The organism is Nostoc sp. CALU 1950 (assembly GCF_051172895.1).
GTDB lineage: Bacteria > Cyanobacteriota > Cyanobacteriia > Cyanobacteriales > Nostocaceae > Nostoc > Nostoc edaphicum_A.
Window position 1 is genome coordinate 1 of record NZ_JBDNJQ010000115.1, and the last position, 26,235, is coordinate 26,235.

Genomic DNA, 26,235 nt, shown 5'->3' on the forward strand with positions numbered 1-26,235 from the left:
GCAGGTCGATGCATCAAAGGTGCAGGTCGATGCATCAAAGGTGCAGGTCGATGCATCAAAGGTGCAGGTCGATGCAACAAAGGTGCAGGTCGATGCATCAAAGGTGCAGGTCGATGCATCAAAGGTGCAGGTCGATGCATCAAAGGTGCAGGTCGATGCAACAAAGGTGCAGGTTAAAATACTTGTGTGTACACCGTAGCTTCTGCGAGGAGAGGGAAAATTTTATCTCTACAATGCCAAACAATTAATCCCACCAAAAAAACAAGTCGTCACTTGAGCGGAGACTCTCAGCTAACCGCTCCACCGAACCACAGCCTTGGTCTACAATATCGGGGCAAAAATCATACATGCGATCGGCAAGTTCTTCACAGTCTTCGATAGGAGTGAGGAAACGGCCTTCGAGAGTATCATGAGCAACTAGGGTCAAAATAAAAGGCTGCACCGCTTCAAGTTCTCGTAGCCACTCCACAACATAACCAGAACCGACACCATAGTTACAACCATTTGTTTGATGTAGGGCAATCACATCATATTTATCTGTGGTTGGCAAAACATAAAGTTGTTTCGGTCCTTCTGCGTCGTAGTATTTGTCTGGCTCGTAGACAAAACAACCCCGTTGTAAAAACTGTTGTTGTAAATCTTCGGTTTTAATATCACTTCGGTGTTTGCTGTTCACATGAACTTTAAACCAGCCGGGAATATCATACATAGGTACTGGCTGACTGCCACAAATCTCACCTAAATCTGCAACTGCTTTTTGATATTTAGGGTTCTGGGCTGCTTGGGAAAAGTCTGGACGGGGTAGTTCTACTCCCCAGCGTTTATCGTCGTCGCTGTTGTTTTTTTCATCATCTTCATCTTGTTCATCCCATCGTCGTTTTTCAACACCATACTGAATCAGCATTTCTATGACATTTTGACGATTAAATAAATCTGCCAAAGTCATTGCAGTGTCACCATCTTTGGAAACGGCATTGACATCAGCACACCGTTCAATCAGCATTTGAATTAGCTCTAAATGTTCTTCCTTTTGCACTGCCTCCATTAAAGGAGTGTGATCTTCATTATTTTTAGCGTTGACATCTGCTCCTGACTCTATGAGAAATTTTGCCAGTTCTATATGGGTATTTCTCAAAGCCATCAAAAGCGGCGTATCTCCCGCTATATCTTGCTGATTGATGTTTACTCCTGCCTGCATTAATATTTGCACAACCTCTAGATGTCCGTTGATGCAAGCAAGACATAGGGCATCTCTTGCAAAACAATCCCGTGCTTGAAGATTCGCTTGATGTGAAACTAGTAGTTGGACGATGTTTTTATATCCTTTAATTGCTGCTAGCATCAAAGGAGTTATGCCCAAAAACAATCTCATCGCAGTAAATGACTCGTAATCGTCTGAAATAATCCCACAAGGTTGTCGTTGATTGACATCAACAATATCAGTGGCATTGATATCAGCACCTGCATCAAGCAGCAAATTTACAACCTCTAAATGTCCAATTGATGCTGCTAACATCAACGGTGTGCGGTTCTTTGTCTTTCTTCTTTGGTCGCGTGCATTCACGTTAGCACCTTCAGACAACCATGCACGTACAGCTACAACATCTCCCTGTTCGGCGGCGTTCAGCAGATGTTCCTCTGGACTTACTCTTGGTGCATCCACACCAAAGTGACGCAGAACTTCTAGAACCTGTGAATGTTCGTTTCGGACTGCCCAATCATAGGCTGATAATCCCTCACCATCTTTACAGTGGGGGTCAGCACCTGCTACCAATAACACTGCTAAAGCTTTTCCATGACCGCAACGTGCTGCCAGAATTGCTGGGAAGGTATCAACTGCAATTTCTGGTTTAGCAATGTTGGATGTGGCAAGCTTCGCCCGATTTGCGGCAATATCAATAGATTCAATGGTTTCGCCCACCTCAGACAATGGTGCATCTCCAGTTTCAACTGCGTCGAGCTTTTCAAATGCTTTACCAAGAGTCTCCAAAGTATTGAATGCTGTTTTTAACGCAGATCCAGCCTGTCTTTGAATTGTGGCATGATTGATTGTAATTCCTGATGTCAAAATATTGACATCTGCGCCAGCAGCTATCAGCCCTCTAATTACTGCTGCTGAACCTTGTGCTGCTGCCATTGCGATGGGTGGAATACTCCCAAACTTTGTTGTTTTGCTTGGGTTCGCACCTGCGGCAATGAGTTTTAAAGCAATATTGAAGTTGCCTTTTTCAATAGCTTTTAATAAAGGGGTTGAAAGCATACTGCCGTCATCAACATCAGCACCCGCAGCAACTAACAGGTCAACGATTTCCGTATTTCCTACTCTTGCCGCTTCTTGTAATGGGTTGCCACCATAGGTTGATACGTTAATATCTGCACCCCTAGTAAGCAAAACTCTCACGGTTTCCACTCGACCTGTCATAACTGCCCAAACTAACGAGTGTCTGAGTGAGGAATCATCAGCACCAGCTTCAATTAACGCACATTTAATTTCATCTGGACCGTAGCGTGCGAGTTCATAGGCTGTTTCATCACCTTTCTTGACATTTGGGTTTGCGCCTGTAGCCAATAATTCTTTTACACGCTGGGCATCACGAAACTCAATAGCGGCAATTAACTGGTCATCCATAATATTTTATACCTACCTATTCGGAGTTATCTAGTTATTTTGCCCATTCAACTCCAACTAGTGTCTAAATAGTTAACACCAAAATCTACTGTGGAAAAACCTTTACAGTATCACTGGCTATAGATAATTCCACCCTTGTACCCACAGGTAACGCCGTATCTTTCAGCGTCCGCGCATGGAGTTCTTTACCAGAGGGAGTTTGTAAACAATATTGGTACTCACGTCCTAAAAACCGTCGAGTGCGGACAACTACGGGCGCATCGGTATTAGGCTTTAATATAAAGTCTTCTTGGCGGATCATGATTTCACCATTATCATCGGTATGATTTGCTGTTAACTCAAAACTGCCGATTTCCGTTTTCCATAAATTCCCTTGACGATGGGCGGGAAGAAAATTAGCTTGAGTCACAAATTCGGCAACAAATCTTGATGCTGGATGTGTATAAATTTCTTCTGGTGTGCCTATTTGCTCTAAATGTCCTTGGCGCATCACACCCACTATATCTGAAATAGCTAATGCTTCTTCTTGATCGTGAGTAACAAAAATTGCTGAAGTACCTGCGGCTTTGAGAATGTCGCGCACTTCTTCTCGCAAGCGCAATCTAACTTGGATATCAAGATTACTCAAAGGTTCATCTAAAAGCATGAGTTGAGGTTGGGGTGCTAAAGCACGGGCGAGTGCAACCCGCTGCTGCTGTCCACCTGAGAGTTCGTAAGGGTAACGTTTTTCTAAACCTTCGAGTCTCACCAAAGTAATAACTTCGGCTATGCGTTTTTGTATTTGTTGTTTACTGAAATGTTTCAACCCAAAGGCCACATTTTCTGCCACATTTAGATGGGGAAACAGGGCATAATCTTGAAAAACAACGCCGATGTCGCGCTGTTCCGCTGGGATGCAAGTAGAACTATTACAAACTATCTGTTTACCAAGTTTAATTTCTCCTGCTTGCGATCGCTCAAAACCAGCAATCATTCGCAACAGTGTAGTTTTACCACAACCAGATGGGCCGAGCAATCCCAAGATATCTCCTTGTTGCAACGTCAAAGATACGTTATCTACAGCAGGGAAGGCACTTTCGGCAAACCGCTTGGTGACATTTTGTAAATCTAGAATTACTTGTTGCATAGGGAGTTGGGAGTGAAGAGTAGTATAGTTCAATTATTTGAAAAGCTTCAAATCAAGAGGTCGGATTCTATAAGTGATTTACTCCTTCTGCCTCCTGCCTCCTGCCTCCTGCCTCCTTCAAGACTTGCTCTTTTTTGACGTTCTCTTGAGATAGCACCAATAAAGTTGAACCCATAGAAACTAGTAGCATAGCTAATGAAGCCGCCGCCGCATCGGCAAAATCTACATTTTCTGTGGCTTGCCAAATTTGCATTGCTAAAGTACTAAAGCCAATTGGCGCTAACAGCATGGTGGCGGGTAGTTCTTTAATCGCTGTGAGAAACACCAGCACTGCACCACTCAATACACCCGGTTGTACCAAAGGGAGGGTAACTTCTCTTAAAGTTTGCCAAGCATTCCTACCTAGACTACGCGCTGATTCTTCTAGCTGGGGATTGACTTGCAAAAGCGAACTGCGGACTGTTCCCACTGATTGCGGTAAAAATAAAACTAAATATGCAAATATCAGCATCGGCAGAGTTTGGTACAATGCTGGCAGATAGTTGGCACCAAAAAATACCAAAGATAAGGCAACAACTATTCCTGGAACTCCAAAACCTATATAAGAACAGCGTTCAATTATAGCGGTGATTTTACTCGGAAATCTGACTGCTAAAATTGCTACTGGTAGGGCAAAGATGGTGGTAGCTAAAGCTGCGAGTCCAGCCGCGCCAATGGAGTTGAGAATGGTGGGGAATAAATTGGGGAAAGTATAGCCACCGTTAAGTCCGCGAATCAGCCAAAATAAGGTGATACCTACTGGTAAAACTACACCGAAGCTAGTAATTAGCAGACAAAAGCCGAAAGCTGGCCATTTCCAAATTCCCAACTTGACAATTTTTGGTGGACGTAGAGAAGCGGAACCACGACTATAATAAGCTGCACGCGATCGCATTCGATATTCTAACCACAAAATCAGCAGCACCAATGTCACCAACATCAAAGATAAAGCTGCGGCTGAGTTCCGATTAAAACTAGTTTTATATTGTAAAAAAATTGCCCGCGTAAAAGCATCAAATCGCATCAACGAAGGTGTCCCAAAGTCGCGCAAGGCATATAAAGCTACTAATAATCCACCTGCAATCAGTGATGGTTTCAACTGTGGCAAAACTACCTTAAAAAAGGTTTCTCTACTACCATAACCCAAACTACGAGACGCTTCTTCTAGAGATGGATCAATACCTTGTAATCCAGAACGCACACTCAGCAGCATATAGGGATAGGTAAACAAAGTAATTGCCAAAACTGTCCCAGGAAAACCATAAATTGAAGGTAATTCTTCTACTCCTAATGGTTGAAGCAACAGCTGCAAAAAACTACCCCGTGGTGCCAAAGTTGCAATCAGCGCAAAACTGCCTACATAGCTAGGAACCGCTAAGGGTAATGTTGTCGCCACTAACCAGAAACGTCTTCCTGGTAAGTCTGTCCGCACAGTTAAAAATGCCAATGGTACGGCAATTAGTGTAGAAAATAACGTCACCGTTGCCGCCATTGCCGCACTGTTGAAAAAAACCATAATATTGCGGGGACGAGAAATCAATTCCCAGAACTCTTCCCCGCCAATACCTGCGGTGCGAATTACTAAGTATAGCAATGGCAGGGCAATGGCAACTGCCACTACCGCTGCCGATAATGTGAGAAATAATGGAGGGCGAACCGCTTTCAACTGTTACAAAACTCCTGCCTGCTGTAATAAATTCAACGTTGCTGGCAAATCATCTAAATCTGTCAAGTTAACATTGGGTGGATTGAGCTTGTTGATTGGTACTTGTTTTGATGGCGCTGGGATTCCTTTTACTAAAGGATACTCGTTAGTTTCTTGAGCAAAGTAATTTTGTGAACTCTGTTTGAGCAGGTAATCAATTAAAGCTTCTACATCAGCTTTTTGATCTGTGGTTTTCGTAATAGCTACTCCTGCCACATTAATCATTGATCCTGCATCTTTGCTTGTGTAGTGGTGGGCAACAGGAAAGTTCGGATTATCTTTTTTGAAGCGATACAAGTAGTAATTATTCACTAAACCAAGATGAACTTCTCCCCGCCCCACAGCTTCAACGATCGCAGAGTTTTTACCGTAATCTTTGACACCGTTAGCTTTCATCGCTTTGAGCCATTGGAGAGTTTTTTCGTCTCCATTTAAGACTCGCATTGCTGTAACAAATGACTGAAATGAGCCGTTAGCTGGTGCCCAGCCAACTTTACCGCGCCATTTTGGTTCTGTTAACTGCGAAATTGATGTCGGTAGTTCCCCTGATTTAACTAACTTGGTATTGTAGTCAATGACACGGGCACGACCGGAAATTCCTAGCCAATGTCCTTTAGCAGAACGAAAGCGAGAATCAACCTTGTTTAGCAGTTTAGAGGCAATTGGTAGCGTTACCTGTTTTTTCTCCAAAGTGCCTAAAGCACCAGCATCTTGAGCAAAAAACAAGTCTGCACGGCTATTTTTGCCTTCTTCCAAAAGTGCGATCGCTAATTCAGCAGTATCGCCATAACGCACTTGAATATCCTGATTCAAGTCTTTTTTGGCTTTCTCAATTAAGGGGCCAATTAGTTTTTCTTCTCTGCCTGAATAGATCACGAGGGTTTTGGTTTGAGCATTTACAGCCACCCCGATTCCCCAACCGAGCGTTACAGCTAGAGCTAACGCTGAAACTTTCAGCAATGGTAAACTTTTCAATTTCCAATCCTCCACCTTAATACTTACCAGGAAGTTTTTGCAATAATCTTGGTATTCTCAACCTTTACCATTAACCTGTACTGGTAAGCAATAAACTTTCTCAAAAAATTTAGATTTTTCCTATCTTTGCCAGATGCATTCCAGCCAATAGCAAGTTATATGACTTGTACTTGCTGCATGAGCTTGAGTGTTGTCTCTAAATCGCTAAGATTACTCAAGTCGATTTTTTGAGTTTGTTTTTTAATTTCTTGGAGAGATTTTAGTTTACCTTTGGGCGCAACAGCCGAAGTTAGAGGATACTCAAAAGTTTGATTAGCAAAGTAGTTTTGGGCATTTTCATTCAGCATGAATTCGACAAACTTTTGAGCAATATTGGGATGTTTGGCGCTGTTAAGAATTGCTACACCTGCGACATTTACCAAGGAACCCACATCATCGGTAAAATGATGCTCCACAGGAACTTGAGGATTATCTTGTTTGATTCGTTCTAGATAATAATGATTGACAAATCCCACAGCAATTTCGCCGCGAGATAAGGCTTCTACGATCGCAGTATTATTAGGATAAACTTTAGCATTGTTAGCTTTAATACCTTCTAACCATTGCCTAGCCTTGTCTTCTCCTTCTGCAACTCGTAAGGCGGTGACAAAGGATTGAAAGGAACCATTTGTAGGTGCCCAGCCAATTTTCCCTTTCCATTTCGGTTCAGTAAAGCCAAAAATAGACGATGGTAATTCCCCTGGTTTTACTAATTTAGAGTTGTAATCTGCTGTACGCACTCTCCCCGAAATACCTAGCCATTTCCCCTCTGGTGAACGATAGGTACTATCTACTTGATTGAGAAGAGATGTTGGTAACTGTACTGCTCGATTTGCTTTTTGAATAGCTCCGAGGGCGCTAGCATCTTGAGCAAAGAAGACATCTGCGGGACTGTTTGCCCCTTCTTCCAAAATTGCTGATGCTAACTCAGCAGTATCGCCGTAGCGGACTTGTACCTTAGCATTGGTTTGTTGCTCAAATTGTTTGATCAGCTCACCAATGAGTTTTTCGTTGCGTCCTGAGTAGATTACTAGCTCTTTTTCTAATACACCAGTAGCAGCCGTAGCTGGTGTAGCTTGCCCTGAAGGCGATTCGGCAGTATCGGTGGGAGTTTGATTAGGATTACAAGCGATCGCTAATCCCCCACTAGCAGTTGCTAGTCCAACTATATAGACAAACTTACGACGCTTCATAATTTTTTTCCACCAGAGTTAGAACTATTACCCAAAATTATCAATAGTTTTATTGATTAAATATATCGATAATATCATAAACTGGTTTTACTCTTGACTAATATATAGGAATCCGCTTTGATTTCTGAACGAATTTGCGTAGGCAGGCAATAGGCAATAGGCAATAGGAAAGAAGGCTGCTTAGTTGTACTGAGTTTTTTCAGAAATTAAATATAAGTCCTATATATAAAACATAATGTTTTTTCTAAATTCAAGATATTACAGCAAATTTTACTCATTTTATCTGGTTTAGCCGCAACTTAATACTCGCCAGGGTTAGTTATAAATTAGACTTTACAAACATCATCTTGGAGAGTTTTTACCTTGATTATTGATAATGTTTTGAATAAAACAGGAGTCAGAATTCTGTATTCTGACTCCTGTTTTATGATATTGGATTTAACGCTTAACTAAAGATAAATCCGGTGTTAGTCTCTGCAAAACTTGTTTCAATACCATCACTGTCCAATCTATATCAGCTGCGGTGGTATCATGCCCCAATGTAATGCGAATTCCCCCCAAAGCTGCTTTTTCTGAATAACCCATCGCTAACAATATCGGACTAGGGCTAAGTTTACCACTGTGACAGGCAGCACCAGCACTGATGCCGATGCCTGCAAGGTTTAGCTGACGTACTAAGGCTTTACCGCTGAGTTTTTCGCCATCGGCGTTTTCTAGGCACAGACTGATATGGTGAGGTAAGCGATCGCAACCATCCCCTGTAGGAATTAAACCAGGAATCTCAGCTAATTGGGCAAAAGCGCGATCGCGTAACTGAATCAATCGTGGTGTTTCTGTAGGCAATTCTTCGGCTGCTAATTCTGCTGCTATACCAAATCCGGCAATTATCGGTACTGCTTGTGTACCAGAACGCAATCCCATTTCTTGTCCACCACCACTAACTAGAGGCATCAAATCCACACCAGGACGCACATATAGCGCCCCAGCACCTTGTGGCCCATATATTTTATGACTAGAAAGGCTAAGTAAGTCTATAGGAAGTTGTTGCACATCTATGGGTAAGCGTCCCGCAGCTTGCACCGCATCCGTATGGAACAAAGCACCATGCGATCGCACTATCTTACCCAGTTCTGCGATCGGTTGCACTGTCCCTACTTCACTTTGACCGTAAATTATAGAAACTAAGACTGTGTTGTGTCGCAACGCCGCCTTTAAATCCAAGGGGTTGACTCTGCCTTTAATATCCACAGACAAGCGCGTAACTTCCCAACCCCACATTTCTAGCAACCGTACTGTTTCAGAAATTGCGGAATGCTCAATGCTGGAGATAATAATATGTTGAGGAACAGCATACAACCGAGCCACGCCCATAATTGCTAGATTATCTGCCTCAGTGCCGCCAGAGGTAAAAATGATAGATTCCGAATTGGCGGCGTTAATTAAACCAGCAACTTGGACTCTAGCTTGTTCTACAACTGTTGCAGCCCGTTGTCCCCACTCATGTAAGCTGGAAGGATTGCCCCACTGTTGAGTGAGGATTGTTTGCATAACTGCGATCGCTTCTTTTCGAGTAGGTGTAGTGGCGCTGTAATCTAGATAAATTTGCATATAACCGCTAATGGTGAGAACACACGTTGGTAATAGACTGCTGATATTATCAGCTTGAGTAAAAAAACCGGAAAAAATCTTTGTAATTCTGCCTCTAGAAATAGATTTTTCCCTTGCCTTGGAAAGCTATTTTTCTACTTAATTCAGAACACAACATTTTGGGAATGATAAATATGTCCACTCCCAATCCACTTTTAACAGATTACAGTGCAACTTATCTCTAGACAAAGATATTTTTTATATATCTTTTTAGTAATATTCTCCCTTGCTGGTTGTCAACGAGTCCAGTCCTACAATCAGCGTCCAGAACCCTTACCACAAGACCCATTAGTTCAAGTTTACTTTAACCATTCTGAGTCTTCAGAATACAAAGAATCTTACCGCCAGCAAACTCGCCTTGGGGATGATTTAGAAAAACAGATTGCCGATGCTATTACACAGGCTAAATCTACAGTAGATGTGGCGGTGCAAGAATTACGTTTACCCAAAGTTGCCCAAGCATTAGTTGATAGACAAAAAGCTGGGGTAAAAGTCAGGATAATTTTAGAAAATAACTACAGCCGACCTTGGAGTAGCTTAACATCTGCCGAAGTAGGTAAGTTAGATAAAAGGGAACAGGAACGCTATAACGAGTTTCGCCAATTTATCGATATTAACCAAGACAATCAACTTAGTCCAGCAGAAATCAATCAAAGAGATGCTTTGATGATTTTGCAGAATGCCCAAATTCCCTGGATTGATGATCAAGCAGATGGTTCAGCAGGTAGTAGCTTGATGCATCATAAATTTGTGATTGTGGATAATCGGATTTTAATTATCACTTCTGCTAATTTTACTTTAAGTGATACATCTGGTGATTTTACAAATCCCAACACTTTAGGAAATGCCAATAACTTATTGCAAATTGACAGTCCAGAATTAGCATCTTTATTTACAGAAGAGTTTAACATTATGTGGGGTGACGGGCCAGAAGGTCAGCCAGATAGTCGATTTGGTTTGCAAAAACCGATGCGTTTACCTAAACAAATAACTTTAGGTAACACCCAAATTACTGTACAATTTTCGCCTACTTCTCCAACTCAACCTTGGAGTAACAGTAGTAATGGTTTAATTGGCAAAACTTTAGATTCCGCAACTAAATCTACCGATTTGGCATTATTTGTGTTTTCCGATCAGCGGCTTGCAAATATTTTAGAAAAACGCCATCAACAAAGTGTCCAAATTCGCGCTTTAATTGAACCACAATTTGCCTATCGTCCCTATAGTGAAGCATTGGATATGATGGGGGTTGCCCTCAGTAATAAATGTAAATATGAAGTTGACAACCATCCTTGGGCTAATCCAATTACTACTGTAGGCGTACCTATGTTACCCAAAGGTGATTTACTGCATCACAAATTTGGTGTTATTGATAGTACAACAGTAATAACAGGTTCTCATAATTGGTCAGATGCCGCTAATTATGGTAACGATGAGACAATTGTAGTGATTAAAAATCCCATAATTGCTGCTCATTATGTGCGAGAATTTGCTCGTCTTTATACCAAAGTAAAACCAGGCTTACCACCAGCGATTCAAGAAAAAATCAAATTAGAACAAACACGGTGTCCCCAAATAAAAACTTCTTCATCAAGTGAACCACAAGCAATTAAACAACTAAATATTAACACTGCAACTTTGGAAGAATTAGCAACTCTCCCTGGTGTTGGGAAGAAATTAGCGCAGCGGATAATTCTTAGCCGTCAACAGCAAAAATTTACATCTTTGCAAGACTTAGAACGAGTTCCAGGAGTGAGTGCTAGAACTGTAGAAAAATGGAGAGATCGACTAACTTGGTAGTAGTCTTTATTTACTCTTAGAGGATGTTTGAAAAGTATTTCTCTGTAACTTTAGGCACTTTAGATCCCCCCTAACCCCCCTTAAAAAGGGGGGAACCGGAGTAAAAGTCCCCCTTTTTAAGGGGGATTTAGGGGGATCTAAAACTTTTGATACCGATAAGAGGACTTTTCAAACGTCCTCTTAGCAATTGCTAATTGGTAGATGCAGCGAATTTTTTGAGAAAAAGCTTGATTTTATAAGAAGAATTCAGAATTCAGGAGTCAGAATTCAGTATGAATTCTGTACGAGTGGGTGACGAATATCGGTTAAAACCGTACTTTGTCCCGCTACGCTAACGCCCGAAGTCAAGCGAAAAAAATTAAAATATTCTCACCTTAAAACTCTATCCCTTTATGGGTAGAGTATTCTGAATTCTGAATTCTGAATTCTGTATTTTGACTCCTGTTTTATATTAGCCCACGGAGGTGGGCTTTGTTTGTATAGCCCTGAATGACCTTCGCCAGGGCTGTAAAACCAGATGAATATGGTATTTAAATGCGATCGCTAGCTAACTCAACCAAATTGCGAAAATGTCCATTCTGAGAAAATCGTTCTGCGGTTATTTGTTGATAAACTGCCTCGTAACCATCAGTCATGTGTTCAACGCTGAAAAGATTTTCCACATACTGACGACAGGCATAGCGGTCTAACTCTATGACGCGATCGATAGCACTAATGCATTCTTGAATATTATTGCAGAGGAAACCCGTCTTGCCGTGGGAAATTACCTCTTCAGTTGACCCCAATTTCATTGCAATCACTGGCGTACCCGAAGCCATTGACTCCACCATCACCAATCCAAAGGGTTCTCGCCAAGTGATGGGGAATAGAGTTGCTACTGCACCTCCCATCAGAGCATTTTTTTGAACATGGTTGGCTTCACCCAGATACTCAATTTGCTCCCCGTCAATCAGTGGTTTGATTTCCTTTTCAAAGTATTCCACATCAACGACATCCACCTTACCTGCCATTTTCAAGTGCCAACCAGATTGTTTGGCAATTTCTATGGCTAAGTGCGCTCCCTTCTCAGGAGATATCCGACCCAAAAACGCGAGGTAAGGAGGATCTTGTGGTTGGGAGTGAAACTTATAACTGCTGACATCAATACCGTTGTAAACCGTTGCTATACAGTTCAACCCTAACCTTGGTTCTCGTTGTGAATCGGAAATATTGACGTAGGGTTGTTTTTTACCAAAACTAAACATCTTTTCGTTGTCAGGGGTAAAAATACCGTGCAACGTGTGAACTGTAGGGGTTGTGACAAGATTTGCGTAAGATAATGCCCCATGTCCGATATGGGAGTGAATAATATCAAACTCTTCTGCGCGTTCATACACCGAAGCTAGGTTCAGCATCTCGTAAATGCCAAAATCTTTGATAGTCGGATCAAGTCTGAGGGCACGGGGATGAACTGACCTTAATTTTGCCAGACTCATAGAATCTCCCGATGCAAATAAGGTTACGTCATGTCCGCGTCGGACTAATTCATCTGTCAGTAACCCTACTACTAACTCTATCCCACCATAACCTGGAGGTGGAACTCTTTCCCATAATGGAGCGACTTGAGCAATTCTCATCACAAACCTCCTAAAAAATAAAAGTTTAATTAGAAGTTTTTTATTTCTGTTGTTTTAGTACTTGTAATTGATGCACTTGGCATCAGAAAGTAACTTCAGATACTAAACTTTTTAACAATCTCCTTCAAATGTTATGCTGTTACTTCTGGATTTCTTGTCTATCCTAGTACGGAAATTACCCACCTCTAAAGAGGTAGCTATATTCTGATTTATGATTTTTTGGTGATTTATGGCAATTTTAAATATGGATTTTTTTATAAAAACAAACTTTCTAAAATCGTTATAATCTCAGCTAAATAGCGATATTTGGCGATAAAACTCTGTTATTGCTTGTCAATTAAGTTGTTTACAAATATTGATTAAAAAATAAAGCATCTAGACACTCTTTGGGCGGCTTTCCGTACTCTAAAGGATAACCTGTATCCACCCAAAGGACAGATTTTGGTAAATTCGATGGTTTGAAATGATAAGTGGTATTTTTTTAGAAGTTTTATCTAGGTTTTTAAAAGTAATAATTAACTATAGCAATCCTAAATGATTTGCAAGAAAATTTACCCACTAGGCAAAAGGGAGAAAAAGTAGTTCAATTATTGACTAATTGCATAAAATATGATATTTTGTATTGCTATCAATAAAAATCATCATATATATAAACGTGAATATCTCTCCATCTCTCAAAAAACCGCGTGTCTCATGGCAAGCGGTTTTCTCACTACTGATATTTGTGTTCATGTACCTGCCCATACTGGTACTTGGCTTTTATAGCTTCAATCAGTCACCCTACAGTGCAACTTGGCAAGGATTCACTCTCGATTGGTATGGCAAGCTGTTCAGTGACGATCGCATCTTATCAGCTTTGCGAAATAGTATGATCGTTGCTGGTTGTGCCGTGGCAATTTCAGCAGTGCTGGGAACCTTGATGGCGGTTGGGTTAGCGCGTTACGAATTTCCTGGTAAGAAATTGTATCGGGGTGTTGCTTACCTACCATTGATTATTCCCGATATTGCGATCGCAGTGGCTACCCTAGTATGTCTAGCCGCCTTTGCAATCCCTTTGAGTTTGTGGACGATAGTTGCAGCCCATGTAGTGTTTTGTCTGGCTTACGTCGGACTTGTGGTTGCTTCACGACTGACTAATTTAGATCCTCACTTAGAAGAAGCAGCACTAGATTTAGGGGCTACACCAACCCAAGCTTTCATCAAAGTATTGCTACCTGAATTAATGCCTGGGATTGTAGCCGGTTGTCTCTTAGCCTTTGTTCTCAGCTTAGATGACTTTCTCATTTCCAGTTTTACTGCTGGTAGCGGTTCTAACACCCTGCCAATGGAAATTTTTAGCCGGATTAGAACAGGAGTTAAACCTGATATTAATGCTCTTAGTGTAATGTTAATTTCCGTATCTGCGATCGTTGCTATTGTAGCTGAATTAATTCGCGCCTCTGGAGAGAAGAAAACTTTTAAATAAGAGTCATTATTTGCAATAAATATTATTGGCAATTTCGTTCTTCGTGAACTTTTTTGGCTCATGAACAACAGCTATATTAAAATTTAGGGTGCATTACGGCAAGCCCAACGCCCAAACATTATGGCAATGTGCCATACTTTCTGCTAACACAACGTCATAGTATAGATAAGTAATACCAATTGTAAAAAAGAATGCGACAAATACACCATTTGTAGAGACGCGATTCATCGCGTCTTAACCCAAGTATGTGTTGCAATCATTAATTGAATTGGTATAAATAAATATAATTTATTCATCCTTCTATCCTCGTGTTAAAGATAGTTTTAAGCACATGAAGAAACTTCCGTGTTCGCTTCTCTACATAACTGTTTTCAATTAGATAATATTGGGGCTAAGTTTGGAGAAGATGCTATTTCCCCCTCATTATGCAAATCTGCCAAAATCCCAATTGCTCAAATCCATTCAACTCTGACAGCAATAGATTTTGTGTGAGTTGCGGACAAAGCAACTTTGGCAAATTGCTAAGAAACCGTTACCGCGTATTAAGACTTTTAGGTGAAGGTGGATTTAGCAGAACCTATGCTACAGAAGACGTAGACAGACTAAACGCGCCTTGCGTCATCAAACAATTTTTCCCACAATTTCAGGGAACAGGACAACGCACCAAAGCAGCAGAATTTTTCAAAGAAGAGGCTTTTCGGTTGTATGAACTGGGAGAAAATCACACCCAAATTCCCAGATTACTTGCTTACTTTGAACAAGGTGCTAGTTTATATCTCGTACAAGAATTTATTCAAGGAAAAACTCTCTTACAAGAAGTTCAGCAACAAATCTATGATGAATCACAAATTTGGGAACTTTTAGCTGATTTATTGCCAGTACTGCAATTTATTCATACCCATAATGTCATTCATCGAGATATCAAACCAGAAAATATTATTCGTCGTGCAAGTGATGAAAAACCAGTATTAATTGACTTTGGCGGTGCTAAACAGGTAACACAAACCAGTTTAGGAAGACAAGCTACAGTAATTTATACCCTTGGTTATGCCCCAACAGAACAAATGGCTGGATTTGCTTGTCACGGCAGTGATTTGTATGCTTTGGGTGTAACTTGCGTGCGTCTTTTAACTCGATGTTTGCCGTTCCAAGATGCTTCTGGACAGGTTAATGATCCTATTTATGATGCAATGAATGCTAAGTGGTTGTGGCGCGAACGTTTACAAGAAAAAGGTATTACGATTAGCGACGACTTAGGAAAAATATTAGATAAATTACTAAAATATCTGCCTAGCGAAAGATATCAAACAGCAGTAGAAGTTATCAACGATTTGAAATTTGCAACATCGAACATTGAACCAGTTGCTCTCAAAATTGTTTCGATGTCCCAACCCATATTACCGCCGCTACCACAAAAAGTAATCGTACCATTACCACCCTTAGAAACCTTTGAATTTGACGTAGTGACAGTAGACACAGGTGGTAGAGAAGTAAATCGCATGAGTTGCAATGCAAACTTCTTTGCCGAAGAATTAGGTAAATCTGTCACATTAGAAATGGTATCGATTCCTGGTGGTACTTATATGATGGGTTCACCAGAGTTTGAAGGAGATGCTGACGAACGCCCTCGACATCAAGTTACCGTTGAACCATTTTTTATGGGGAAATTTCCCGTAACTCAAGCACAGTGGAGAGTAGTAGCAGCTTTACCCAAAGTTAAACAAGCTTTAAATCCAAATCCATCGAAATTCAAAGGTCTAGATAGACCAGTAGAAAATGTATCTTGGTATGAGGCTGTAGAATTCTGCCTCAGACTATCAGAAAAAACCGGACGCGACTATCGTTTACCGAGTGAGGCTGAATGGGAATATGCTTGTCGGGCTGGAACTACAACATCCTTCCACTTTGGCGAAACCATTACCTCTGAGTTAGTCAGTTGCACTATCGAACCAAAAAGCAAATTCCGTAAAGAAACAACCAACGTCGGTAGTTTTGAAGTCGCCAACGCCTTTGGATTGTACGATATGCACGGGCTAGTTTGGGAATGGTGTGCTGATGCGTGGCACAACAATTACAACGACGCACCTTTAGATGGAACAGCTTGGGAAGTTGGCGGTGATATTAATCGCCGGGTACTACGCGGTGGTTCTTGGAGTTTCAACGCAGAACTGTGTCGCAGCGCTAGCCGTAGCTGGAATGAGTCAGACGGTGGACTAAGGGTTTGTGGCTTTAGAGTAGTATTTTCCGTAGAGGAGATTATTTAGCAATTTAATTCAAAGGTTGTAGAAATCATGAAAGACAGAATTGAGAAAGGTGACATAGTACTTATAAATAAAACTGGAAAATATCATCAACAAGTTGGTGAAGTAAGTGAAATTGATTACAATATTTTCTTCGTCAAAATAGTGATAGTAAAGTTAGGTAATCAAGAAGAAACTTTTGAAGAAAAAGATTTGCAATTACAAACGAAAAAGCCGAACCTGCAAGAAGTCATTGCATCAATAGACAAAATTTTAGAAAAAATTGATCAGATTACTCACTTGTCAACAACAGAGCAAGTAGAGTTACCCAATCGGTTGAAATATCTGAAATTAGATATTCCTAAACTAGATAAACAGTTGATTCAAAAAAACTTCGACAGTATAGATAAAATACTCGCAGCAACAAGAGAAGTAGACTCTTCAGCAAGTTTTTGGCAGGAAATAGATCCTAATTTAGAGAAAATAGGCTGGTGGATTAGAACAAGTTTGTGAATTAAGAATTTTTAAAAGTATTTGGCGAATGTAATTCGCTCCTACACAAGTAAAGTCCACCTCCGTGGACTAATGCAAAATCAAGTTTTTTCTAACCTGCATGGTGTGCAGACCGCAGCGCAAGCGTCATAGGCGCATATTTCAACATGCTTTGTAAACTTACTCGTGTTTTGACTTAAGTTGATACGCATAAGCATTGCTGTGTCCGTAGCAGCGTATCTATATCATTATTAAACCGAAACCGTATAAAACAGTGCTTCACTTCTTAACCTAAACTTATCAATAATTAGAGATAAAACTTATATTTGACCACATCATAGTTTTAGGTTTAAGGCTAAATAATTGGAAGTGGACATAATTAAACATAACTATATTTTTATCATCTTTGTTCCCTAATGCCTTACGCCTCATATTTTATGCTCTATCATAAGCAGTTATATTTATTTTTACCCACCTAAATAACCTTGTCTGTATAACTGTATGACTTAAATTTTGATATTAACTTGACGATTGCTTGTTGCTAACTTTAAAAAATAATTTTTTATATTATTAGGGTGTATCATTAGCGTTAATTCCTAAGTTATTAGATAAAGAAAAAGTATTTTATTAGATAAAATAAACTACAAATATCATCAGGACTATATATGCGTTTTTCTCAGTTGGCAGGGATTCTGGGTTGTACAACAGCAGCTTTTATATCAATTGCACCCATACAAGTAGAAGCTGCAACTTTTAAAGTGATATCTGGAGTCACCAGCATTGATCGTGACCACCAGGATATTCTTAAAAATATCGGGCTAACCTTGACAGGCACTAATCAGACAGTCGCACCAATTCCCAGCAATTATTTAGTTGGCTTCAGCATCGACTCAGCCACCAACTTTACATTCAGTGACGAGGGCGGTTTTACTCCGCTCTCAGGTACAATCGAGCATACTGGTACTGTTACCTTCAACGATCAAATTACTGTTGGTGAGTTTTCAATAGGTTTTGCTCCAGGACGTACCCTCCCAGATGCCAGCGGATTTGTTTTAAGAGACACATTTTCTTTAAATACAATTTTGTTTGATTTAAGTCTTCCGCAACCTGTAGCATTTGACGGTCAAACTTTAACCATTCCTGATGTTAGATTGTTGATTTCTCCAGAGTTTGCAAATATACTAGGCGACCCTGATTTAACAGGTTTGTTTGCTGGAACTGCACGAGTTGATGCTCAAGTTGCTGCCGTACCCGAACCTGACAGTGTACTGGCAGTTTTGGCAGTGGGTGCGGCTCTCTTGGCAACAAGATTTTATAAAATTAAATGCACTTGATATCTTGAAGCATGGCTAAATGCTTATCAACCGATGCAAGGGTATTTGCAGCAATCATCCCACTGGCGGCGACTGCTGGTAAACCAATGCCGGGAAATGTCGAGTCTCCACAGCACATCAATCCTGGTAGAGGTGTGCCAGGGCCAGGAAACATACTACTTCCAGCCTGAATTGCTGGGCCATAAGAACCTTGGTGACGACGGAGATAACGCTCGTGGGTTAGAGGTGTACCAACAAGTGTGACTTCACAACGAGAGCGAATATCTGGAATGATTCGTTGTAGCGCTTGCCACATTACTTCTGCACGCGATCGCTTTTGCTCGGCATATTCCTGGTTTTTTCTATCCATTCCCTGCCAGATAGAGTATGGCTCATTACCAGGAGTATACACATGAATCACGTGTTTACCCGGTGGTGCTAGAGATGGGTCGAGAATTGAAGGGATTGATATCACCACGACATTCTGAGGTGCTGTTATGCCCAATCCCCAGTCATTAACCACGATGTAATGACACCGCAAATCTGACTGTAATCCTTGAGCATCAATACCTAAATGCAGATGCATGAAGCTATCACACTCAGGTGTTGCCTGTCGTTTAGCGCGGTAGTTTTTGGGTATTGCCTTTTCTGGTAGTAGCTTCAGTGTGTCCCAAACCGATGCATTAGAAATTACTGCTCGACGCGCCCGAATTTCTTGGCGATCGCGCAGACGCACACCCACCGCACGATTCCCTTCTACAAGCACTTCCTCCACATGAGCGCCCAGCATCAGCTTCCCGCCGTGACGCTCCAATCCTTGTACAAGGCTGTCAACTAAAGCACCACTACCACCAATGGGATATTCAAGTACTGCATCTGGTCGATACCAGTCCGCAAACATAAATGCTACCTCTGCGCCACTAGTGCCATCTGCGGGTAGCCCAGAAAGCAGAAAACACAGCAAATTCAGCCAATTTCGGGTAAATGGGTCTTTAACAACGCCATCCATAATCCGGCTGAAAGGGCCAGTCAACTTGATGACATCTGTCAGATGTTTTGCCAGAGATGGGGCAAATGGGGCTACAGTTCTAGCTGCACCCAAATCAAAACGTAATGCGGCTGGTGGTATAGAAATTGCTGCACTAGCGAATGGTTCCATAACGCGCTGGAGTTCTTGCCATTCGGTAACAGCATTATCACCACGCAATTTCATCAGCACTTCAGAAAATTGCTCGGCACCAACCGATGTGTCAAAATCACCTTCTGGTAAACAACAACCCCAAGTATCGTAGGTTACGCATGGTAATTCAGAACCAATTGCATCCAATACTTGTTTTAGGGGATTGGTAGATGGGCTGTAAGACAGTCCAGAATAAAGGGACGGGCCTGAGTCAAATTTGAAACCGTTGCGCTCAAAGCTGTGGGCCGCACCACCAGGGATGGAGTGGCTTTCGCAGACTATTACATCAAAGCCATACCGTGCCAAAAGAGCAGCACAACTTAAACCGCCAATACCGCTACCAATGACAACTATATCTGTATTTTGCATATCCCCTATGTTTGCAACGCCTGGTTTGCTAACTGATCTTTGGCAGTATAGCCATTTGGAGACTTGTGGGTGAGATAGATAAAAATAGTCTATATCATAGCTTTTGAACTATAATCGAATATTTTATCATAACGAAATATTATGAGAACAGTATATTTCACCTTTTAAAGAAGCTTGTTTTATAGCATGTTCTAATAATTCTTGAAATGTATAATTACCATATATTACGTTAGCAATATGCGTGCCATCTAAAAGAATAACAGTAATATTTTTACCTCTTGTTAAAGAAGATAAAACCTCATTAGAATAACCATTCATTGCAATAAATAATCCTAATGATTGCATTTTCCCTTCAGCTTTCATGTATAAAGTTGAAATATCGCTTTGGTTTGCTTTAGCTTCAATCCATTTTAATTCTACTAGATAATAACGCCCATCATATTTAATAGCTCCATCTATTTGTTCCCCTACTATTTTGAAAGATTCTTCAACAGGAATTCCACTTATTCTCATTAAATCTGGAAATATTTTTTCTAATTCATATCCTCTCTTTTGTCCAATTAATTTACACGATTCACCAAAATGATCCCTTATGGTTAAAAGCTGACAGTAGTAATCCTCTTTCTTTGCTTCTTGTGCTTTATTTTTAATTTCTTCCTTGTATTCTTTCTCTTTCTTTTGTTGTTCTATTAACTCTCGTAATCTAATAGCACTATCTTGACTTATCTCTATTTTATGCTTAGGATCTTGAGAATTAAAGACTTGCCTATCGGTTAGAATTCTAACAAAATTTCTAGATATTTCAAGTCTTCTATTATAATCTTGATTACGTAATTCTACATAAAGCAAATCCATTAATTGTTTTTTTGTTAAATATCTACCTTCAGTATTAGTTCTTGAAAATAAATTTTCACATACTTCACAAGAAATACCTGACTTTAGCCAAGCTGTTTTGAGATCATCCTTATACCAATAAAGATTGGCAATACCTGATTTTATTAAAAGTTCAATTTCTTCGCTAAATACATCCAACATTTGCAAAACTCCTAATTTTTTGTTTCTTGTTTTTCGCTTCTTAAAATGAGCTTGTTGAAAACAAGCAAAATTCTCTATACAGCAAATAAAGATTATTAAATACAAATGTACTACCAAGCGTTTATATACACAAGGATCGGTTAACCGTACAAAGTCTTAAGTAATTATACAATCACAGTTTTGTAGTACTTACTCTGCGATTACATTTTGTAATATCAGACTGAATAACTTTAATATCAACAAAAACAAGCATTATGAGTATTATAGTATTCAGTAAAAACTTTTAAAATTAGTATCATTTCACACTAAAGAGATTTAGGGTTTTTATACACAACTAAGTTAATTAATTCCATGTTTACACCACTTGAAAACTAAAGCTAAGACTTGCCCAATTATTCACATCCAAGATATATGAGTCGGCTGCTGTGCCATTCATCTCCGTTTTGAGGAGACTGGCGTTATGTAGGTCTTGTAGCAACGCTTGTGCAACATCCAAGGAATTCAACAATGGGTTAATTGGTTGTTGTTCTGTGGAATACTTAGCAGTGTTCAAAGCGGCGATAGTTCCGCTAAAAGGGGCTGTACTAAAAATCAGCTGTTGTTCGCAAAAGAAAGCTGGCGCACCATTAGTTTGGGGTAGGGTGAGGGTTTCACCTGGGGCGATGACGACTTCTTTGAGAAGAGGCTTGGTATCTTCAGTGTTTGGTTCTTGGGGAATTTCCCAAGAGTAAAAGGCAACTGCTGTATGATTATTCTTTAATCCTAGCAAGATTAAATATACTGGGCGATCGCTCTGGTTTTCCACTCGATATTGCATTCGACTACCAATAGGGACAATTGGAGTGGGGAGTGATTTTTTAATCGGAGTTTCAGTTTTGAAAGCTCGTACTGTTTCGCGCTGCATGACGACGCGAGGCGATATTTTACTAATTATTTCTAAAGTTACCTTGAGAGCCAAGCGGGAAGAACCTTGATTTTCTGTGAGTCGCCATAACTTGGCTGCTAGCAAGGTTGATAATTTTGGCGCTAACTTTTGCGCTGTTAATTTTACTGCTTCTCCTACTTCCCCCGTGGTATTAGGAATTAGCTCGCCACCAAGAGTAAATAGACCATAACGACTAGGAATTTCCTGTAGCTTACCAAATATATAATCAGCCGATTTTTCTCCTGCTACTACGGTGGACACATGGGAAGATGCGGCAAAGGCGCTTGTGGCGTCTACCCGCTCAATTCTTTCCAATCCAGTATCCAAAGCTATTGTTAAATTAATGTTTCGGGGTAAAACCCGGATTGCTTCTTGGACGAGTTGCCCGACTTGTAGGGGATTTGCGCCTTCAATTTTGGAAATTTGCGCTTTTGCTGTTAACCCAGTCCGCGATCGCAATATTAATTGCTCTGTTGTTGTTGCTAAGGTAAATCGAGAATTCACTCCGTAGTATGGCAGCACTTGTGGCGGTAATCCTGCTAACCACAGATGGACTGTTTTGCCGTCTTCTTCAATGGCTGTCACTGCGCCTTCTGCACCAATAATACTCTCTGGCAAACCTAACCCCCCAGCCCCCTTCCCTTGTAGGGAAGGAGGAGAATTCAAAGCCTTTCTCTTCTTAGGAGAGAGGTTTGGAGAGAGGTTTTCCAGATTCCCTGGTTGTTGTCTGCTACCCAATTTGAATAGAGAATTTTCCACATGGGAAAGGGCGACTTGAATTGTGCTGGCTGGGGTGAATTCCCACAAATACTGCGTCAAAGCGTAGGTAAATAACCCAGCACTAAAACCAGAAAAGAGTCCTTCTCTTGCTGACTGCTTTGGTTCTGAGGTAGCTGCTAAAACAATCGGAGTGCTGGATAACTTCTGAGTTTTGAGTTGTTTGAGAAAGTCAAGTTCCTCTGCTGCTAACTGTGCTACTGACTCCTGAAGGGCGCGACTTTTTAATCCTAAGACTGTGCTAGGAGCATAATAGCTAGTATCTAATACTGCTGTTACTCGGTCTGTGGGGAGCGATCGTAATAATAGCAGTAGAGTTTCTTCTAATATATATTTGACTATTTTCTCGTTTTGTGTATTTGTACTTCCATTAGCTGGCACCAGAGAATTTTGCATTGCCTCTGGCGATGTTTCCAATTTGACACGACTGCCATAACCGCTAAAGTGGAAGACGACTACATCACCTGGTTTAGCTTGCTTGCCCAGGTGATCTAAAAAAGCCGCTTCAATAAATTCCCTACTAGCTTCTTCCTCAGTTAAGGTGAGAATATCTGACCCTTGGAAACCAAAGCGATGAATCAAAAGTTCTCTTTGGAGTTCCACATCCGTCAGACAACCACTGAGGGCTGGAATTTTAGGGTATTGGTTAATACCTATTAACAATGCCAACTTACGCGAACTTGGTTGTGCCAAAGCCTGATAATAGCGATTTCCCAAAGACAACCACTCAGCTTCAGTTATCCCCAATACCGCGAGTATTGAGCCAATTCTCTGTAAAAACGTGCGCCGTTTCATAATTAGCTATCAGCCCTCAGCTATCAGTTAGCAGCTTACAGGGCTGAACTCTGTAGTGTAAAGTTACAAAAGTGTGGGGAGTGGAGGGGCGGGGGAGCAGGGGAGAATATATCACCAATGCCCAATGCCCAATTCCCTAAACCGGCACTTCTATCCGCATTGCCCGCGCCAACTCTGCTGCTACTTCAGGACGGGAAAATTCTGGTGGAGGTAACTCACCGCGCCGCAGCATTTCTCGGACTTTTGTCCCCGATAGATGAATGCGTTCTTCTGGCCTGCTGGGACTAGTTTTAGATGTTGCCATCTGCTTAGTGCGCGTGCAGTAGAAAGCGTGTTCAAATTTCATTGGCACAATGCCTAATTCAGTTGGCGCAAACTCTTCAAATATATACTGAGCATCGTAAGTGCCATAATAGTCACCGACACCAGCATGATCCCGTCCAACAATAAAGTGAGTACAGCCGTAGTTTTTGCGGACTAAAGCATGGAATATGGCCTCACGAGGCCCAGCATAGCGCATTGCGGCTGGATTTATTGCTAAAGCTACCCGATCTAAAGGGTAGTAATGTTCCAGCAAAATTTCATAGCAACGCATCCGCACGTCAGCAGCAATATCATCTTCTTTTGTCGCCCCGACTAATGGGTGCAAAAATAGACCGTCAACAGTTTCTAAAGCGCACTTTTGAATATATTCATGGGCGCGGTGGATGGGGTTGCGAGTTTGAAAGCCGACGATGGTTTTCCAACCCTTGTCTTTAAACATTTGCCGTGAGGCAGCTGGATCAATTTGGTAAGTGGGAAACTGGGGATGAGGTTCACGCTGCAACAGCCAAATATCACCCGCCAGATTTACAGTACCTTGGTTATAGAGTACCTGCACGCCTGGATGATTGACATCATCAGTGCGGTAGACATTTCTTGCTTCGCGGGTTTTGTCGTAGTGATATTTTTGGGTGAGTTGCAAAACTCCGATAAATTCGCCTCTGGAGTTATCCAGACGGATTAAGCCGCCTTCTGGCAAGGGGGAAGCTACTTCTTCGTTTACCGATAGTGTAATCGGGATTGACCACACAAGACCGTTAGCTAATCGCATTTCTGTAACAGTGCGATCGTAGTCTTCCTGGTTCATAAAACCCGTGAGTGGACTAAAAGCACCGATCGCAATCATTTCTAGATCAGAAACGGCGCGATCGTCAAGTTCTACTCGTGGCAAAAAGTCAGCTTTTGACAGGAACTCTGCTCTTTGTTCTGATGTGGCGATACGGTTAACCAACTGTCCACCGTGGGGGGCTATGGCATCTGGATTGTGACTCAACGTAATCCCCTCTTTGTATTAACTGTTATTGTTTCAGATTATGTACTAACTAACTTATCAAATGCTGGTACTGAGAAAAAAAGAGTTTAAAGAATGGAGGAAAATTGTTGCAACTAGCCTCTAAGCGATCTGATTAGGTTAGGCTAAAGCTAATCCAGCCTCAATTTTCAGAATAGTTCCTTTATAAGGAAAGTGCTTATGACTGCTGTATCCCCCGTTGTTAAACCTGTTAGCCAAATGCGGATAACGCCTGGTAGTACAGTAAATATCCAGGATATAAGCTGGGAAGAATTTGAGTCTATTTTGCAAGAACTGGGTGAAAAGCGATCGCTACGAGTTGCTTACAGCAAGTCTACGTTAGAAATTATGGTTCCTCTACCCGAACACGAAAAATCAAAGGACTTAATTTCGGATATTGTAAAAATCTTGCTGAAGATCGTCGGAAAAAGTTATGAACCCTTCGGTTCAACTACCTTCAAGCGGGAAAATATAGCGGGGGTAGAACCAGATGCTTGCTTCTACATCCAAAATTACCAAAGAATGATTGGTCGTCGCAAACTAGAACCAAACGATCCGCCTCCTGATTTGGCAATTGAAACAGATGTAACATCAAAAACAACTCTTGATGCTTACGAAGCGATCGCAGTTCCAGAACTATGGATTTACGATAGTAAAAAGCTGAGGATTTATTTACTCAGGGATGGACATTACATCGAATCTGATAACAGTCCTAACTTTCCAAATATCCCTCTCACTCAAATTATTGCCGCTACAGTTGAACGAGCTTGGCAAGTAGGAACTTTACAAGCTTTGAAAGAATTTGAAGGAACATTAGAGAGAAGTAGTTTTTGATAGAGAGTACGTAAGCGTAGTCCGCCGCAGGTATCGCTTTTGCTAATTGATCCTTGTATGGCAATAAATGGCATAAATTGGCATAAAGTAATATTATGAAGGAAAAATTAGGGAAGTTGTGCCAGTGAAAAGTATAAATATATCTCTCCCTGATGCAATGCGGACTTATATAGAAGAGAAAGTGGCAACTGGTGGTTACAGCAGTGTCAGTGAATATTTTCGTGAGTTAGTGCGCCAAGACCAAAAGCGTCAAGCGGCTGAACGTTTAGAAACGATGCTTTTAGAAGGTTTAAATTCTGGGAATGCAACTGAGATGACTCCTGATGATTGGGAAGATATACGCCAAGCTGTGCGGGAAAGAATCACCAAGCATAAAGGGTCAAACCAAGGTTAATGAGCGACGTAAGCAAACGACCGCAAGTCATCCGCGATTTGATAGAATTAGCAACTTATATTGCAGAAGATAACTAGGAAGCTTCAGATAGGTTTCTTGCAGCAGCAGAAATAACTTTCAAACAACTGGGTAAAATGCCAGGAATGGGAAAATCTTGTCAATTCTCTCATCCTAATTTAGCTGGTGTTCGACAGCAAGCAATAAAAGGATTTAAAAAGTATCTTGTTTTTTATCTTCCTTCGGATTCCAGTGTAGAGATTCTTAGAGGATGTTTGAAAAGTTTCTCTCTGTAACTTTAGGCACTTTTGATCCCC

Annotated in this window: 19 protein-coding genes; 8 read left to right on the top strand and 11 right to left on the bottom strand. The window is 41.0% G+C overall.

Annotation, left to right across the window (positions count from 1 at the left end):
* On the top strand, positions 1-199 hold a 199-nt coding region (locus ABF638_RS25830; protein WP_435025765.1), incomplete at its 5' end, for a hypothetical protein.
* A gap of 45 nt (positions 200-244) precedes the next feature.
* On the opposite strand, the gene ABF638_RS25835 is transcribed toward ABF638_RS25830, so the two are convergent.
* The 6 genes from ABF638_RS25835 to ABF638_RS25860 all read right to left on the bottom strand — a co-directional run bounded on the left by ABF638_RS25835 (position 245) and on the right by ABF638_RS25860 (position 9,314).
* A complete protein-coding gene (locus tag ABF638_RS25835) occupies positions 245-2,629 on the bottom strand; it encodes an ankyrin repeat domain-containing protein (RefSeq protein WP_435025766.1) in 2,385 nt (794 codons plus the stop codon).
* 85 nt (positions 2,630-2,714) lie between these two features.
* A complete protein-coding gene (locus tag ABF638_RS25840; protein WP_435025767.1) occupies positions 2,715-3,755 on the bottom strand; it encodes an ABC transporter ATP-binding protein in 1,041 nt (346 codons plus the stop codon).
* 67 nt (positions 3,756-3,822) lie between these two features.
* Positions 3,823-5,460 (bottom strand): ABC transporter permease, encoded by a 1,638-nt coding sequence (locus ABF638_RS25845; protein ID WP_435025768.1) that lies wholly within the window; start codon positions 5,458-5,460, stop codon positions 3,823-3,825.
* A 3-nt stretch (positions 5,461-5,463) separates the two neighbouring features.
* Positions 5,464-6,474, bottom strand: a complete 1,011-nt coding sequence (locus ABF638_RS25850) for an iron ABC transporter substrate-binding protein (protein WP_435025769.1) — start codon at positions 6,472-6,474, stop codon at positions 5,464-5,466.
* A gap of 155 nt (positions 6,475-6,629) precedes the next feature.
* Positions 6,630-7,706 (bottom strand): iron ABC transporter substrate-binding protein, encoded by a 1,077-nt coding sequence (locus tag ABF638_RS25855; RefSeq protein ID WP_435025770.1) that lies wholly within the window; start codon positions 7,704-7,706, stop codon positions 6,630-6,632.
* 438 nt (positions 7,707-8,144) lie between these two features.
* Positions 8,145-9,314 (bottom strand): cysteine desulfurase family protein, encoded by a 1,170-nt coding sequence (locus ABF638_RS25860; protein WP_435025771.1) that lies wholly within the window; start codon positions 9,312-9,314, stop codon positions 8,145-8,147.
* A gap of 207 nt (positions 9,315-9,521) precedes the next feature.
* On the opposite strand from ABF638_RS25860, the gene ABF638_RS25865 reads away from it, so the two are divergent.
* On the top strand, positions 9,522-11,153 hold the full coding sequence (locus tag ABF638_RS25865; RefSeq protein WP_435025772.1) for a DUF655 domain-containing protein: 1,632 nt from the start codon (positions 9,522-9,524) through the stop codon (positions 11,151-11,153).
* A 530-nt stretch (positions 11,154-11,683) separates the two neighbouring features.
* Here ABF638_RS25865 and ABF638_RS25870 read toward each other — a convergent pair.
* Positions 11,684-12,769, bottom strand: a complete 1,086-nt coding sequence (locus ABF638_RS25870; RefSeq protein ID WP_069071147.1) for a glycosyltransferase family 4 protein — start codon at positions 12,767-12,769, stop codon at positions 11,684-11,686.
* Positions 12,770-13,499: 730 nt separating this feature from the next.
* Here ABF638_RS25870 and ABF638_RS25875 point away from each other — a divergent pair.
* The 4 genes from ABF638_RS25875 (at position 13,500) to ABF638_RS25890 (ending at position 18,300) form a co-directional block, all read left to right on the top strand.
* Positions 13,500-14,234, top strand: coding sequence for an ABC transporter permease (locus tag ABF638_RS25875; protein WP_435025774.1), 735 nt, complete (start codon positions 13,500-13,502; stop codon positions 14,232-14,234).
* 425 nt (positions 14,235-14,659) lie between these two features.
* Positions 14,660-16,498 carry an SUMF1/EgtB/PvdO family nonheme iron enzyme gene (locus tag ABF638_RS25880; protein ID WP_435025775.1) on the top strand — a complete coding sequence of 613 codons (1,839 nt, stop codon included), beginning with the start codon at positions 14,660-14,662 and terminating at the stop codon, positions 16,496-16,498.
* Between the two features lie 27 nt (positions 16,499-16,525).
* The gene (locus ABF638_RS25885) at positions 16,526-16,987 is read left to right on the top strand and encodes a hypothetical protein (RefSeq protein WP_435025776.1); all 462 of its coding nucleotides are present in this window, start codon (positions 16,526-16,528) and stop codon (positions 16,985-16,987) included.
* A gap of 644 nt (positions 16,988-17,631) precedes the next feature.
* Entirely contained in the window at positions 17,632-18,300 is a 669-nt protein-coding gene (locus ABF638_RS25890) for a hypothetical protein (RefSeq protein WP_435025778.1), read from the top strand.
* Here ABF638_RS25890 and ABF638_RS25895 read toward each other — a convergent pair.
* From ABF638_RS25895 to sat, 4 genes are all read right to left on the bottom strand, one after another.
* Entirely contained in the window at positions 18,287-19,828 is a 1,542-nt protein-coding gene (locus ABF638_RS25895) for a phytoene desaturase family protein (RefSeq protein ID WP_435025779.1), read from the bottom strand. The genes ABF638_RS25890 and ABF638_RS25895 overlap by 14 nt on opposite strands.
* A 126-nt stretch (positions 19,829-19,954) precedes the next feature.
* Positions 19,955-20,863, bottom strand: coding sequence for a restriction endonuclease (locus ABF638_RS25900; protein WP_435025780.1), 909 nt, complete (start codon positions 20,861-20,863; stop codon positions 19,955-19,957).
* 355 nt (positions 20,864-21,218) lie between these two features.
* Positions 21,219-23,360, bottom strand: coding sequence for a caspase family protein (locus ABF638_RS25905; RefSeq protein WP_435025781.1), 2,142 nt, complete (start codon positions 23,358-23,360; stop codon positions 21,219-21,221).
* Between the two features lie 136 nt (positions 23,361-23,496).
* Positions 23,497-24,675 (bottom strand): sulfate adenylyltransferase, encoded by a 1,179-nt coding sequence (sat, locus tag ABF638_RS25910; RefSeq protein WP_435025782.1) that lies wholly within the window; start codon positions 24,673-24,675, stop codon positions 23,497-23,499.
* A gap of 198 nt (positions 24,676-24,873) precedes the next feature.
* Here sat and ABF638_RS25915 point away from each other — a divergent pair, with 198 nt between their 5' ends.
* Complete coding sequence (locus ABF638_RS25915) at positions 24,874-25,527, top strand: Uma2 family endonuclease (protein WP_435025783.1); 654 nt, start codon at positions 24,874-24,876, stop codon at positions 25,525-25,527.
* 124 nt (positions 25,528-25,651) lie between these two features.
* Positions 25,652-25,921: a type II toxin-antitoxin system ParD family antitoxin gene (locus ABF638_RS25920; protein WP_190936344.1), complete on the top strand. Its 270-nt coding sequence runs from the start codon at positions 25,652-25,654 to the stop codon at positions 25,919-25,921.
* Positions 25,922-26,235 lie beyond the last annotated feature (314 nt).